The sequence below is a fragment of the Pseudomonas fragariae (ex Marin et al. 2024) genome, from assembly GCF_059621105.1.
Genome location: NZ_CM184369.1, coordinates 3,192,586 through 3,209,411, shown reverse-complemented (window position 1 = coordinate 3,209,411; position 16,826 = coordinate 3,192,586). Strand labels below are relative to the sequence as shown.

Sequence of the window (16,826 nt, the reverse complement as noted above, 5' to 3'; positions counted from 1 at the left end):
CGAGTAACCTGCTGTTTATCATTTCGGAGAGGGTCGACGACTCTGGAGCACGGAGTCGCAAACAGTATTTCGCACGATAAAAACGGAGGGGCTTCGAAACTCGAAGACAGAGCGGGGTCCGGGCGCAGGTATGATGAGAGCCGCAGCAACAAAGGGCTGCGGTCCTTCGATACACACACGAAACTTCCCGTTCGCCGTGCTTCCCACACGCCGCAAAAATTAGAGCATCCATGGGCGACTGTCTGTCGTGGGAAGCTGGGACAAGACTTGAGCGTGACGTCGACGCAGCGATACAGGGGCGTTCAGTCAGACGGATACGGACTGGAAGGTTGCGAACCGACCTTGAAAGGAGGTCTTGAGAAGGGCTTCAAGGTGAAAGGCAACCGGCCGACCGATTACCGAACGGCCGGGCAGTTGCCGTGGTTTCAGATACGGCGTTTGCGATTGAGCATCGGGATCTTCGTCTGCGGTACCTCCACCCGCTTGACCTGCCCCACCGAGGCCGCCACCTGAAGAAGCGTCGGATGACCGAACAGCACTCGCACGTCGGCTTCCAGATCTGCCTGACGCATGCGTTCGATCAGGGTCACCGCCAACAATGAATGCCCGCCCAGTTCGAAGAAATGGTCATGACGCCCGACCTTTTCGACATTGAGCAGCTCCGCCCATAGCGCTGCCAGCTTGATCTCCACCTCACCCACCGGGGCTTCGTAGGCTCGCGAGGCAAATGCGCTGCTGTCCGGTGCCGGCAGGGCATTGCGGTCGAGCTTGCCGTTCGGCGTCAACGGCAACGCATCAAGCGGCATATACGCGGCCGGCAGCATGTAGTCCGGCAGCAGCCCTTGCAGGTGCGTGCGCAGACTCCCGCTATCCGTTATCACTGCCGGGTCGGTCGGTGTGAAATACGCCACCAGACGGATTTCGCCCGGCACGTCTTCACGGGCCATGACCACCGCTTCGTGTACCGCTGGGTGTTTGGCCAGACACGCATCGATCTCGCCCAGTTCGATACGAAAACCTCGGATCTTCACCTGATCGTCGTTGCGCCCCAGGTATTCGATATTGCCATCCGGCAAGTAGCGACCCAGGTCGCCGGTGCGGTACATCCGCGCCCCCGGTGTGAGGCTGAACGGGTCCGTGAGGAAGCGTTCGGCGGTCAGATCATCGCGGTTCAGATAACCGCGGGCTACACCGGCCCCGCCAATATAGATTTCACCTGGCACGCCGCGTGGAACGAGCTGTTGCTGCTCGTCCAGCAGATAGAACCGGGTGTTGCCCACCGGCCTGCCGATATGCGCAGCGAAGCCGTCTTCGCGATCCATGGCGACCCAGCTTGAGTAGGTGGTGGTTTCAGACGGTCCGTAAAGGTTGCACAGCCGCTGCACGCCGGTTTTTTCGAACAGGTTTTCCACCAGACTGCGCTTGAGCGCTTCGCCGGCGACGTTTACGGTGTGGACCGACTCTGGCAAACCGTCGATTTCCAGCAGCGCTTTCAGCGCTGACGGCACGGTGTTGACCAGGCCGATATCGTGTTCGCCGTGTTGCAGTTCAAGGACGTTTTTCACCACGTTGATGCTGCCACCCGACGTCAGCGGCGCGAAGCATTCGTAGACTGCGAGGTCGAAGTTCAGCGAGGTGGAGAACAACGTCCTTTCCAGTGCCGAACCGTTGAAAGCATGGTGGGCCCAGGTCAGAAAGTTAACAGTGTTACGGTGCTCGATCATCACGCCTTTCGGCAAGCCGGTCGAACCGGAGGTGTAGATCAGGTACGCCAGATGTGCCGAGTTCAGGCCCTCGACGTCTGGATTCTGTACCGGCTCGTCTTGCCAGGCGCTCTGATCATCAAGGTCGATGGCCTGCACCGAAACGCCTGCCAGCAAATGCCGGGTCGCCGCCTGGACCAGCACCGCCGCTGGCGCGCTGTCCTGCAGGATGTACGAAATCCGCTCCGCCGGATAGGCCGGATCCAGCGGTACATAACCACCCCCCGCCTTGAGGATCGCCAGCAAGCCGACGACCATTTGCGCGCCGCGTTCAACGCAGATCCCGACGCGAGAATCCGGCTGAACGCCCTGCTTGCGCAAGGCATTCGCCAAGCGGTTGGCCTGCTCGTTAAGCTCGCGATACGTCAGACGCTGCTCGCCGTGGACTACTGCCAGCGCCTGAGGCGTGCGCTCGACCTGCGCTTCGAACAGCCCATGGATGGTCTGCTCATGCGGATAATCCAGCTCGGTAGCGTTGAGCCCGAGCACCAGTTGCTCACGCTCTGCTGCCGGCAGAACCGACAAACCGGCCAACGGCACTTCGCCGGACTGTTCCAGCGCGCTGACTAGATTTTCCAGCGCAGTCTGCACATAGGCGCAGACGCGTTGCGCGTCGATGCAGGCAATGGCCTGGACCGTCAGGCTGAAGCCGACACTTTCATCGTTTACTGAAAGGGTCAGCGGATAGTTGGTGCGTTCCTCGCCGTGCAGGTTGTCGATGCCCTGCCAGGCATCGAACGTCTGCTGATTGACCTCGGCGGCGACATGCCGGTAGTTAAGCAAGGCACTGAACAGTGGCGTCGAAGCGGGTACACCGCTGCAACGTTGGGCCAGTACCAGCGAGGCGTGTTCATGGGCTAGCAGCCCGCTGAGTCGTGCGTGAGTGGCTTTCAGACCACTGCGCACGCCCTGCTCGCCCAGCGTGACACGCAGCGGCAAGGTATTGATGAACATTCCCAGGGCGCGGTCGGACCCGGCGCCGCCCTGCAGGCGACCTAGCAACACGGTGCCGAACACCACATCCTCTTTGCCTGACACAGCGCCCAGCACACGGGCCCAGGCCAGGTGATACAGGCTGGCGGAGCTCACCCCGAGTTGGCGGGCCTGCACGCGCAGGCGTCGGCTCAGGTCGATATCGAGCGACTGGCGCGCTTCCTCGATACCGCGACCATCGCCCTGCACGTCCTGCAGACCGAACGGCAGCGTCGGTTCATCGATGTCACCCAGCATGTCGCGGAAAAACGCCTCGTGCTCCTCGCGGCTGACACCAAGCATGGCCTGGGCCACGTAGTTGCGATAAGGCACGGACGGCGGCAGCGAGGCTTGCTGACCGAGCATGTGCGCCTCGATTTCGCTGCTCAGTATGCGCAATGACGTGGCATCGTCGACCAGGTGGTGGAACAACAGCATGCCCAGCCAGCGGTTGTTCACCGTGTCCTGTGCATAGCCGATGCGCAGCATCGGCGCCTGACGGATGTCCAGCCGCGTATGACGAGGGTCCAGGCGCTTGAGCAACTGTTCGGCGATGTCGCCATCGGCCGGGTCCAGCAGCTGTTCATCCAGGCACAGTGGGGCTTCACGCCAGACCACTTGCACCGCTGCATCGAGGCGCTCCCAAAGCACCGCGGTGCGCAGGATATCGTGCCGCGCTATGACACCTTGCAGCGCCTGGGCGAAACTGTGCAGACGCTCGAGGCTGTCAAAGGCAAACAGTGCGTATTGCAGGTATGGATCACCCTCGGCCGCGGCAAGGTGGTGATACAAAATCCCCTCCTGCAATGGCGCCAGCGCGTAGATGTCCTGCACGTTGGCCAGACCGCCGGGCACGCTGGACACCACACGGTCGATGTCTTCCTGGCTCAGTGAGACCAGTGGCAGCATGTCGGGGGTGATGCGCTCGCAGTTGGCGGGAATAAGGTTGGCGGGTACCTCGACGGCCTCCTTGCCGCCCACCGCTGCCGCCAGGGCAGACAGGGTCGGCTGGCTGAACAGCACGCGCACGTCGGCAACCAGATCGATCTGGCGCATGCGCTCGATCAATTTCACGGCCAGCAGCGAGTGACCGCCCAGTTCAAAGAAGTGATCATGCCGACCGACCTGCTCCAGTTGCAGCAGGTCTTGCCAGATCCGCGCAATGGCCATCTCGGTGTCGCCCTCGGGCGCTTCGTAGCCACGACTGGCCAGCGCCGAGCGGTCGGGCGCTGGCAGGGCTTTGCGGTCGAGCTTGCCGTTGGCGGTCAGCGGTAGTGCATTGAGCTGCACGTAGGCTGCCGGCACCATGTACTGCGGCAATGTCTCTTGCAAATGCTCGCGCAGGGTTTCGATGTCCAGCAGGCTTTCCGGGTGCAGCGTCGTGACATAGGCCACCAGACGCTTGTCTCCGGGCACGTCCTCACGACACAACACAACGGCATCGCGGACGTCAGGATATTCAGCCAGACGCGCTTCGATTTCACCCAGCTCGATGCGGAAGCCGCGAATCTTGACCTGTTCGTCGTTACGCCCCAGGTACTCCAGGGTGCCGTCGGCCAGCCAGCGCCCCAGGTCGCCGGTGCGATACAGGCGCGTGCCCGGCACCGTACTGAACGGGTTGTCTAGAAAACGCTCGGCCGTCAGTGCTTCACGGTTCAGGTAGCCGCGCGCCACACCGGCCCCGCCCACGTACAGCTCGCCGACTACGCCGACCGGTACCGGTACCGGTTCGCCACAGGTATCGAGCAGATAAAGCTGCAGGTCCGGGATACGCGTGCCGATCGGGCTGGCGCCGACGCGCTGGGCATCTTCAGGCTGCAATGGGTAATAGGTCACATGCACGGTCGTTTCGGTGATGCCGTACATGTTTACCAACTGTGTAGCAGCATTCACGTTGCGGGCGTACCACGGCTTGAGCATCGCTGTTTCCAGCGCTTCACCGCCGAAAATCACCTGGCGCAGTGAATGCGCCTGATCGTTCTCGCCCTGGGCAGTAATCAGTTGACGGAACGCACTCGGTGTCTGGTTGAGCACCGTCACTGCGGTGCTGCACAGCAGGGTGTAGAAGTCTTCGGGTGAACGGCTGACCAACTGCGGCACAATCAGCAGACGCCCGCCATGCAGCAACGCGCCCCAGATTTCCCAGACCGAAAAGTCGAAGGCGAACGAGTGGAACAGCGCCCACACGTCCTGTTCATTGAAACCGAACCAGTCTTCGGTGGCCGAGAACAGCCTTGCAACGTTGCGATGCTCGACCATCACGCCTTTGGGCAGGCCAGTTGAGCCGGAGGTGTAGATCACGTAGGCCAGGTCGTCGGGCTTGACCGAAATCTGCGGATTGTCGACGGATTCGTCCTGCAAACCGGCATCGTCGAGATAGATCACCGGCACTTGCGACACCGGCAACGCTTGCTGCACTGACTGCTGGCTCAATAATGCCACCGGTGTGCTGTCGCCGAGGGTGTAGGCCAGGCGCTCAGGGGGATAAGCCGGGTCCAGTGGCACGTAACCAGCGCCGGATTTGAGGATGCCCAGCAAGCCGATAATCATCGCCGGGCCACGTTCCACGCAGATCGCCACGCGATCATCCGCGCGCACACCCAACGCCAGCAAGCGATGAGCGACCTGGTTGGCACGTGCGTTGAGCTCGCCGTAGCTCAGGGTCTGCGCTTCGAACACCAGTGCCACGGCGTCCGGCCGTTCTGCGGCATGGGCTTCGAACTGCTGGTGGATCGGTGTTTCATTCGCGTAGTGCTGGCCAGGCTCGTTCCACTGTTCGAGCAACTGGGTACGCGCTTTGCGCGGCAGTATCGAAATGGCGTGCAGTGGAGTTTGCGGCGCCTGTTCCAGTGCATCGACCAGACTGTTCAGGGTTTGCTGCATATAGGCGCAGATCCGTGCGGCCTCGATCAGAGGCACGGTCTGGACCGTCAACAGGAAGTCTTCGCCCTGGTCATCGACGTTCAGGGTCAGCGGATAGTTGGTGCGTTCTTCATCGCCCAGCGATTGCATGCCATTCCAGGCCGTCAGCGCCTCATCGGTCACGGCAACGCTGCTGTGGCGATAGTTGAGCAAGGCGCTGAACAACGGCGCCGGTGCGACCACGCCGCTGCAACGCTGGGCCAGTGCCAGCGAGGCGTGCTCATGGCCGAGTAACGCGGTCAGTTTGTCATGCACCTCCCTGACACTTTCACAGACACTGCGACTGCCCAGCGTCACACGCAGCGGCAAGGTGTTGATAAACATCCCCAGCGCCCGATCGGCGCCGTCGCCGCCTTGCATCCGGCCCAGCAGCACGGTGCCAAACACCACGTCGTCACGGCCCGAGACCTGACCCAGCAATCGCGCCCAGGCCAGGTGGACCAGGCTCGCGGCACTCACTCCCAGTTGACGGGCCTGGACCCGCAAGCGGCGGCTGAGGTCTGCACCTACCGCCAGTTGGTCCTCTTCGATGCCATGGCCGTCACCGTGCACCTGCTGCAAACCGAACGGCAGCGTCGGCTCGTCGACGTCGCCCAGCATGTCGCTGAAGAATACTTCATGCTCGTCCTGGCTCACGCCCAGTCGTGCCTGGGCGACATAGTTGCGATACGGAACCGCCGCGCCCAGTTGCGCCTCCTGCCCCAGCAGGCTGGCCTGCATCTCGTAGCGCACCACGTCCAGCGTGGTGTGGTCCATGACCAGGTGATGGAACTGCAGCAACGCCAGCCAGCGCTGGTTTGGCTCGTCCCAGGCATGAATCAAACGCATCATCGGCGCCTGACGAATGTCCAGGCGATGGTGCCTGGCGTCGAAACGCTGGTGCAACTGTGCTGCCATGTCGCTACCGTGCGGGTCGGCATCGAAGCTTTCGCGCATCAGCAACGCCTGACGCCAGACCACTTGCATCGGTTCGTCCAGGCCCTCCCAGATCAGCGCAGTGCGCAGGATGTCATGACGCTGGATCACGAACTGCAAGGCGCGGGCAAAATCGTCGACATGCTCCTGGCTGTCGAAGCTGAACAGCGATTGCAATAAATACGGATCACCGCGTTCAGCGCTGAGGTGGTGATAGAGGATACCTTCCTGCAGCGGCGCCAGCGGGTAGATGTCCTGCACGTTGGCGACGCCACCGGGTACCGTGGCAACGATCCGGTCGATGGCGACCTGATCGAGGTTTGCCAGCGGCACCATGTCCGGTGTAATCCGCTGACAGTCCGCTGTAATGCCATTGGCCGGGACGTGAATTTCACGACCGCTACCCACCGCCGCCGCCAGTGCGGCCAGGGTCGGCTGACTGAACAGCGCACGCACGTCGGCACTCAGGCCGACCTGACGCATACGTTCGATGAGCATCACCGCCAGCAGCGAATGACCGCCCAGTTCGAAGAAGTGATCATGCCGACCGACCCGTTCGACCGTCAGTACGTCCGCCCAGATCGCTGCCAGCAGGGTCTCGACTTCGCCTTGCGGGGCTTCATAACCACGATTGATCAGTGATTGCGCATCCGGCGCCGGCAGCGCCTTGCGATCGAGCTTGCCGTTGGCAGTCAGCGGCAGCGCATCGAGCTGCACGTAGGCTGCCGGCACCATGTAGTCCGGCAACGTGCCTTGCAGGTGGTTGCGCAGGTGTTCGATGTCGACAGGCTGCTGCGCTGTGACATAAGCCACCAGACGCTTGTCGCCGGGCACATCCTGACGGCACAGCACCACGGCTTCACGAACAGCGGCGTGTTCGGCCAGGCGCGCTTCGATTTCACCCAGTTCAACGCGGAAACCGCGGATTTTGACCTGATCGTCGTTGCGACCCAGGTACTCCAGATTGCCGTCGGCGCGCCAGCGAACCAGGTCGCCCGTGCGGTACATCAGCGCATCGATCTGTTCACTGAACGGATCGACGACAAACTGCGTAGCGCTCAACTCATCCCGATTCAAATAGCCCTTGGCAACGCCCTGCCCGCCGATATACAGCTCGCCGGGTACGCCCAACGGCACTGGCTGGCCTTGGCTGTCGAGCACATACAGACGAGTGTTGCCCACCGGTTTGCCGATAGGGATCGAGCCATTGTCGACCGACACAATCTCGTAGGTGGCGGAGAATGTCGTGGCTTCTGTCGGACCATAACCGTTGAGCAGATGTTGCGGCGCATTGTTCGCCAGCACCCGTGCAATCACTGCCGGGTCCAGCACATCGCCGCCGACAATCAGGTGGCGCAGGCGTGGAAAGGCTTCGCCCAGACCCGAGGCGTATTGATGGAACAGCCCGGCGGTCATCCACAGCACGGTGACCGACTGTTCCAGCAGCAGGCGCTGGAAATTCAACGGCGAGAGCAAGTCGTGCTGCCCGATCACCACCACACAGCCGCCGTTGAGCAGCGGTGCCCAGACGTCCAGGGTGCTGGCGTCAAAGGCCGGATTGGAGGCGAACGCCACGCGATCCTGCGCAGTGAAGTCGGCATAACCGTTGTTGATCACCAAGCGGCTAATTGCCCGGTGCGGCACCAACACCCCCTTCGGCGTGCCGGTGGAGCCTGAGGTGTACATGATGTAGGCGACGCTTTCGCTGGACTGCGCAAGCGCCAGATCATCGTTATCCAGACCGTTTAGCATCAGGCGGTCAAGGTCGACGCGCTGAGTGCTGGTTGTCAGCGACATCTGACTGAGAGTCAGCAGGACACTCGCCTGACTGTCCTCGATCATGAACGCCTGGCGCTCTACCGGAGCGTTGACGTCCAGTGGTACATACACCGCTGCGCATTTGAGTACTGCCAGCTGGCTGGCGAGCAAATCATGGCTGCGTTCCAGCAGGATCGCCACGCTGTCACCCGGCTGCACGCCAAGCCCCAGCAGATGCCGCGCCAGACGGTTGGCCCGGGTGTTGAGTTCGGTATAACTCAAGGCAACGCCGTCGTGGATTGCGGCGCAAGCTTCGGGGTTGTTACGGACCTGTGCTTCGAACAGGCCATGCACGGTCTGCTGGTGCGGGTAATCCAGCGCGGTGTTATTGAACCCGACCAGTAGCTGCTCCCGTTCGGCAGCCGAAAGAATCGCAATGCTGTTCAGCGGCGCTTCGGGGTTCTGCTCCAGCGCCAGAAGCAGCTGCTCCAGCGCGGTTTCCATATAGTCACACACCCGCATGGCGCCTACGTTGCCGCTGACCTGCACATTCAGGCTGAAACCATCGCCCAGGTCGTCGACATTCAAGGCCAGCGGGTAGTTGGTGCGCTCCTCTCCACCGAGGGTTTCGATACCCTGCCAGGCCAGTGTGGCCTGCTCGGACACCCGGGCCTCGGCGCTGTGCCGGTAGTTGAGCAAGGCGCTGAACAACGGTGTCGGCGCGGATATGCCACTGCAACGCTGGGCCAGTGCCAGAAACGCGTGTTCATGGCCCAGCAATGCCGTGAGTCGCGCATGCGTCGCCTGGACCCCGGCCCGCACGCCCTGCTCACCTACGGCAACCCGCAGCGGCAAGGTGTTGATAAACATCCCCAGGGCCCGGTCAGCGCCATCACCACCCTGCATCCGGCCCATCAGTACGGTGCCGAACACCACATCCTGCTTGCCCGACACCTTACCCAGTACTTGCGCCCACGCCAGGTGCGCCAGGCTGGCAACGCTCACGCCCAGTTGCCGTGCCTGAGCCCGCAGGCGCAGGTTCAGCGCCGCAGGCAAGACCCGCGTCGCCTCTTCGATAGCGTGACCGTCGCCCTGCACATCCTGCAGGCCAAATGGTAGCGTCGGCTCGTCGACGTCGCCCAGCATGTCGCGGAAGAATGCCTTGTGCTCCTCGCGGCTCAGGCCCAGACACGCCTGAGCCACATAGTTGCGATACGGCACCGGCGCGCCCAGTTGCGCTTGCTGGCCCAGCAGGCAGGCCTGCATCTCATGTCGCAGCACATCCAGCGCCGTGTGGTCCAGCGCCAGGTGATGAAACAGCAGCAAGGCCAGCCAGCGCTGGTTGGGCTCATCCCAGGCATGAATCAAACGCATCATCGGTGCCTGACGAATGTCCAGACGATAGTGCCGTGCGTCGAAACGCTGATGAAGCTGTGCAGACACATCGGGGCCTTGCGGGTCCGGATGCAGACGCTCGCGGATCAGGCTGGCGTGACGCCAGACCACCTGCACCGGCTCGTCGAGGCCTTCCCAGGCCAGCGCGGTACGCAGGATGTCATGGCGTTGGATAACCCGTCGCAGGGCCACGACGAAATCCTCCAGACGCTCCTGACTTGCAAAAGCAAACTGCGATTGCAGTACATAGGGGTCGCCCTGTCCCGCACTGAGGTGGTGGTAGAGAATCCCCGCCTGCAAGGGCGCCAGCGGGTAGATGTCCTGCACGTTTGCGGCGCCATCCGGCACCCCGGCAACCACCAGGTCGATCTGCGCCTGGGTCAGACTGATCAGCGGCAGCAAGTCCGGGGTGATGTGTTCGCAGCGCTCCGGGATCAGGTTGGCCGGGACTACGATTTCAGTGCCGCCGCCGACCGCTGCTGCCAGCGCGGCCAGGGTCGGTTGGCTGAACAGCGCACGCACATCGGCACTCAGCCCCATCTGGCGCATGCGCTCGATCAGCGTCACCGCCAGCAGAGAGTGGCCGCCCAGTTCAAAGAAGTGATCATGACGACCGACCTGCTCGACCTTGAGTACATCAGCCCAGATCGAGGCCAGCAGTTTTTCCACTTCGCCTTGTGGTGCTTCGTAACCACGGCTGACCAGCGACTGCGTATCCGGCACTGGCAGGGCCTTGCGGTCGAGCTTGCCGTTGGCGGTCAGCGGCAGTGAATCGAGCTGCACGTAGGCTGCCGGCACCATATAGTCCGGTAACAAGCCTTGTAGATGGCTGCGCAGGTGTTCGATGTCCAGTGCAGTTTCAGGCTGCTGCGCCGTGACATAAGCGACCAGACGCTTGTCGCCGGGCGCATCCTGACGGCACAGCACTACGGCTTCGCGAACCTCGGCGTGTTCGGCCAGACGTGCTTCGATTTCACCCAGTTCAACACGGAAACCACGAATCTTCACCTGCTCGTCATTGCGACCGAGGTATTCCAGGTTGCCGTCGGCACGCCAGCGCACCAGGTCGCCGGTGCGGTACAAGCGAGCCTGCGGGTCACTGTTGAACGGGTCGGCGACGAACTTCTCAAGGGTCAGCTCATCCCGGTGCAAATAACCCCTGGCGACACCCTGCCCACCGATATACAGCTCGCCGGGCACGCCCAACGGCACCGGTTGGCCTTGGTTATCGAGCACATACAGGCGGCTGTTGCCCACGGGTTTGCCGATAGGGATCGAGCCATTGCCGACCGAGGTAATTTCGTAAGTCGCGGAGAACGTCGTGGCTTCGGTCGGGCCATAACCGTTGAGCAAATGCTGTGGGGGGTTGTTCGCCAGTACCCGTCCAATAACGGCAGGGTCCAGCACATCACCGCCGACAATCAGGTAGCGCAGGCGCGAAAAGGCCTCGCCCAGACCTGAAGCGTATTGATGGAACAATCCGGCGGTCATCCACAGTACGCTTACCGATTGTTCCAGTAACAGGCGCTGGAAATTCAGCGGCGAGAGCAAGTCGTGCTGCCCGATCACCACCACACAGCCGCCATTGAGCAGCGGCGCCCAGACATCCAGGGTACTGGCGTCAAAGGCCGGGTTAGAGGCAAATGCGACGCGATCCTGTGCATTGAAATCGGCATAACCGTTGTTGATCACCAGACGGCTAATGGCCCGGTGCGGCACCAGCACCCCCTTCGGCGTGCCGGTGGAGCCGGAGGTGTACATGATGTAGGCAACGCTTTCGCTGGACTGCGGCGGCAATGCCAGATCAGTGCCTTTCAGACGCTCCAGCGTCAGGCCATCGAGGTCAATACGCTGGGCGCTTGTTGTCAGCGATACCTGACTATGAGTCAGCAGGACACGCGCCCGGCTGTCTTCAATCATGAAACTCTGGCGCTCGACCGGTGCGTTGATGTCCAGCGGCACGTACACCGCCGCGCACTTGAGCACTGCCAACTGACTGGCGAGCAAATCATGGCTGCGTTCCAGCAGGATCGCCACGCTGTCACCCGGCTGCACACCGAGCCCCAGCAGATGCCGCGCCAGGCGGTTGGCCCGGGTGTTGAGTTCGGTATAACTCAAGGCAACGCCGTCGTGGATTGCGGCGCAAGCTTCCGGGTTGTTACGCACCTGAGCTTCGAACAGGCCATGCACGGTCTGTTGCTGCGGGTAATCCCGCGCGGTGTCGTTGAATGCGACCAGCAGTTGCCGACGTTCGGCTTCCGGCACTATCGGCAGGCCGCACACGGCTGAATCCGGTGCGGATTCAAGAGCCTCGACCAGATGGCTCAAGACCGTCTGCATATAATCGCAGACGCGCTGGGCATCGATGTCCGCGACCGCCAATACATTGAGGCTGAAGCCGTCACCCAGATCATCGATGTTCAGGGTCAGCGGGTAGTTGGTGCGTTCTTCGCTGCTCAGGGCATCGATACCCTGCCACGCTTGCCTGGCCTGTTCGGACACACTGGCCGGGGCGCTGTGCCGGTAGTTGAGCAAGGCGCTGAACAACGGGGTCGGTGCGGCTACGCCGCTGCAACGCTGGGCCAGGGCGAGGGATGCGTGCTCATGGCCGAGCAATTCGGTCAGGCGTTCGTGGGTCGCTCTGACCCCGGCGCGCACGCCCTGTTCGTTCACGACAACCCTCAGTGGCAGAGTGTTGATGAACATCCCCAGTGCCCGTTCCGTGCCCTCGCCGCCCAGCATATGGCCCATCAGTACGGTGCCGAACACCACATCCTGCTTGCCCGATACCCTGCCCAGCACCTGAGCCCAGGCCAGGTGATGCAGGCTGGCGGCACTCACCCCCAGTTGTCGGGCACTGGCGCGCAGACGCAGGCTCAGCGTCGACGGCAGCACACAGGTAGCCTCTTTGACCGGCTGACCGTCGCCTTGCACATCGCTTACGCCAAACGGCAGCGTCGGTTCATCGACATCGCCGAGCATGTCGCGAAAGAACGCCTCTTGCTCCTCGCGGCTCACACCCAGGCGGGCCTGGGCCACGTAGTTGCGATACGGTATGGCCGCGCCGAGGGTATCTGGCTGGTCGAGCAAATACGCCTGAATCTCATGGCGCACCACCTCCAGCGTAGTGTGGTCCAGCGCCATGTGATGGAAGCGCAGCATTACCACCCAGCGCTGGCAGGCTTCGTCTTCGGCAAACACCAGTTGCATCAGTGGCGCCCTGGTCAGATCAAGGCGCGAGTGACGAATGTCGAAGCGCTCTCGCAACTGGCGTGCGATATCGCCGTTGCGCGGGTCCGGATGGACCTGTTCCATACTCAGCTCGGCCTTGCGCCAGACCACTTGCAGCGGCTCGTCCAGCCCCTGCCAGATCACCGCCGTGCGCAGGATGTCATGGCGGTCGATGACCTGTTGCAGCGCTTTGGCAAAGGCTTCCAGACGCTGACGATCCGACAGTGTGAACTGTGAGTGCAGCACGTAAGGGTCGCCCTGCTCTGCGGCGATATGGTGATAGAGAATGCCTTCCTGCAATGGCGCCAGCGGGTAGATGTCCTGCACATTCGCTGCGCCGCCGGGCACGCAGGCCACTACCTGATCGATCTGCGCCTGGGTCAGGTTGATCAGTGGCAACAGGTCTGGAGTGATGCGTTCGCAACCTTGGGTAATCAGGTTGGCCGGTACAATGACTTCCCCGTTACCTGGTTCAGCGCCGCCCACGGCACGGGCCAGTGCGGCGAGGGTTGGCTGACTGAACAGCGTTTTTACATCAGCACTCAGGCCGACGTGACGCATGCGCCCGATCAGGCTGACTGCCAGCAGCGAGTGTCCGCCCAGTTCGAAGAAGTTGTCGTGACGCCCGATCCTGGCCACGCCCAGCAGGTCTTGCCAGATGGCCGCGATCTGCGTTTCGGTTTCGCCTTGTGGGGCTTCATAACCACGACTGCTCAGTGCTTCACTGTCCGGCGCTGGCAGCGCTTTGCGGTCAAGCTTGCCGTTGGGGGTCAGCGGCAGCTTTTCCAGCATCATGTAGACGGCCGGAACCATGTATTCAGGCAATTTCTCCTGCAAATGACCGCGCAGGCTGTCGATGTCCGCCGAGGTGTGCCCTGCCGCCAGCGTGTAATAAGCCACCAGACGCTTGTCGCCCGGTACATCTTCGCGTGCAGCCACCACTGCTTCATGAATGGCCGGGTGTCTGGCCAGACGCGCATCGATCTCGCCCAGCTCGATGCGGAAGCCGCGGATTTTGACCTGATCGTCGTTACGGCCGAGGTATTCGATATTGCCGTCTGGCAGATAGCGACCCAGATCGCCGGTGCGGTACATGCGTGCTACTGATTGCTGGCTGAACGGGTCCTTGAGGAAGCGTTCGGCAGTCAGGTCGTCGCGGTTCAGATAGCCCCGTGCCACACCGGCACCGCCGATGTAGATTTCACCGGCAACACCCAATGGGACGGGCTGTTGCTGTTCATCCAGCAGGTAAAACTGTGTATTACCAACCGGCTTGCCGATGTGCGCAGCGAAGCCGTGTTCGCGGTCCATCGCCACCCAGCTTGAGTAGGTAGTGGTTTCAGACGGGCCATAGAGGTTGCACAGGCGCTGCACGCCGGTGTTCTCGAACAGCGATTCAACCAGGCTTCGTTTCAGCGCTTCACCGGCCACGTTCACGGTGTGCACCGATTCCGGCAGGCCGTTAACTTCCAGCAGCGCTTTCAGCGCCGACGGCACGGTGTTGATCAGGCCGATATCGTGCTCGCCGTGTTGCAGTTCCAGCACGTTCTTGACGACCTCGATACTGCCGCCCGAGGTCAGCGGCGCAAAGCACTCGTAGACGGCGAGGTCGAAGTTCAATGAGGTGGAGAACAGTGTTTTTTCCAGTGCAGCAGCGTCGAAAGCACTGTGCGCCCAGCTCAGGAAGTTAACGGTGTTGCGGTGTTCGATCATCACGCCTTTCGGCAGGCCGGTCGAACCGGAGGTGTAGATCAGGTACGCCAGATGCGCTGAAGTCAGCCCTGGCACCTGCGGATTCTGGACGGATTGGTCCTGCCAATTGCTCAGATCAAGATTGATGACTGGCACCGAAACGTCGGCCAGCAAGCCCTGAGTAGCGGTTTGAGCCAGTACTGCGGCAGGCGAACTGTCCTGCAACATGTAGGCAATTCGCTCTGCCGGATAAGCCGGGTCGAGCGGCACGTAACCGCCGCCCGCCTTGAGGATCGCCAGCAAGCCGACGACCATATCCGCACCGCGCTCAACGCAGATGCCGACGCGGGAATCCGGCTGAACCCCCTGCTTAATCAACGCATGGGCCAGGCGGTTGGCCTGCTCGTTAAGCTCGCGATACGTCAGGCGTTGTTCGCCATGGACCACTGCCACCCCTTCCGGCGTGCGCTCGACCTGGGCTTCGAACATCCCGTGAATGGTCTGCTGCTGCGGGTAATCGAGTGCGGTGTCGTTGAACGCTACCAGCAACTGCTCACGCTCATCGGCTGGCAATATCGTTAAGCGGTTCAAAGGCGCCTGCGGCGTCTGCTCCAGCGCATGCACCAGGCTTTCCAGCGCCGTCTGCATATACGCGCAAACCCGCTGGGCGCCGATACCGGCGACCGCCTGAACATTGAGGCTGAATCCTTCGCCAAGATCATCGAGGGACAAAATCAACGGATAGTTGGTGCGTTCTTCGCCGCCCCTCACCTCGATCCCTTCCCATAATTGAACCGCCTGGCCAGTCACCGCCTCAGCGGAACTGTGGCGGTAGTTGAGCAACGCGCTGAACAGTGGCGTCGGTGCGGACACGCCGCTGCAACGCTGGGCCAACGCCAGCGAGGCGTGTTCGTGGCCGAGCAACGCTGTCAAATGCGCATGGGTCGCCCTGACCCCGGCGCGCACGTCCTGCTCTCCCACGGCCACCCGCAGCGGCAAGGTATTGATAAACATCCCCAAGGCCCGGCGAGCCCCTTCGCCACCGCGCATGCGCCCCAGCAGCACCGTGCCGAACACAACATCATTACGCCCGCTAAGGCGCCCGAGCACCTGTGCCCAGGCGAGGTGATGCAGGCTCGCCGCGCTCACTCCTTGCAGCCGGGCCTGAGTTCGCAAACGCTGGCTCAGCTCGATGGGCAAAGTCTGGTGTGCTTCTTCGACGCCATGGCCGTCGCCGCGCACATCGTGCAGGCCGAACGGCAACGTCGGTTCATCGACGTCGCCGAGCATCTCGCGGAAAAAACCTTCGTGCTGTTTGTTGGTGACGCCGAGTCGGGCCTGGGCCACGTAGTTACGGTAAGGCACCGGCTCGCCCAGGGTGTGGGCCTGGCCGTACAGGTGCGCATGGATTTCGTGCTGGACCAGTTCCAGGGCTGCATGGTCGATGGCGATGTGATGAAACAGCAGCATCGCCACCCAGCACTGATTGACCACGTCGTGGGTGAAGGCCAGCCGCAGCAAGGGTGCCTGGCTGATATCGAGGCGGTAATGCCGTGGGTCGAAGCGTTGTTGCAATTGCTCGCTGGCGGTGCCTGCGGCAGGGTCAATGGTGATTTCGCTGAGCACCAGATCAGCCTTGCGCCAGACAACTTGCACTGGCTCGGCCAGGCCTTCCCATATGACGCTGGTACGCAGGATGTCGTGGCGATCGACGACCTGTTGCAAGGCCGTGGTGAACTCGTCGAAACGTTCCCGGCTGGCAATCGTGAACTGTGCCTGCAGTACGTAAGGGTCGCCCTGCCCGGCGGCGATATGGTGATAAAGAATGCCTTCCTGCAAGGGCGCCAGCGGGTAGATGTCCTGCACATTGCGCACACCGCCAGGGACGCGGGCCACGATGGTCTCGATGGCGGCCTGGTCGAGTGCTATCAACGGCAACATGTCCGGCGTGATGCGCTCGCAGCCCGGCGCAATCGCCTGAGCAGGAACCTCCACTTCATCGGCCTTGCCGCTGTAATACTCGCCGGCATTGATCAGTTCGATCAACGCCGCCTTGTTCTCGCGCAACATCGCCAGCACGGCGGGCTCGGTGAGGGACTGGCGCTTGCCGCTGACGAGCAGTTGGTCGCCCTTGACGGCAAGCTGCACATCTTTCTCTTTCAGTATTGCCAGCAGTTC

The 16,826-nt window shown here is 62.1% G+C and carries 1 protein-coding gene; it reads right to left on the bottom strand.

Going from position 1 to position 16,826, the window contains the following annotated elements; translation table 11 throughout:
- Positions 1–425 precede the first annotated feature (425 nt).
- The gene (gene sypB / locus AC54XV_RS13850; RefSeq protein ID WP_496718951.1) at positions 426–16,796 is read right to left on the bottom strand and encodes a syringopeptin non-ribosomal peptide synthetase SypB; all 16,371 of its coding nucleotides are present in this window, start codon (positions 16,794–16,796) and stop codon (positions 426–428) included.
- Between the last annotated feature and the right edge of the window lie 30 nt (positions 16,797–16,826).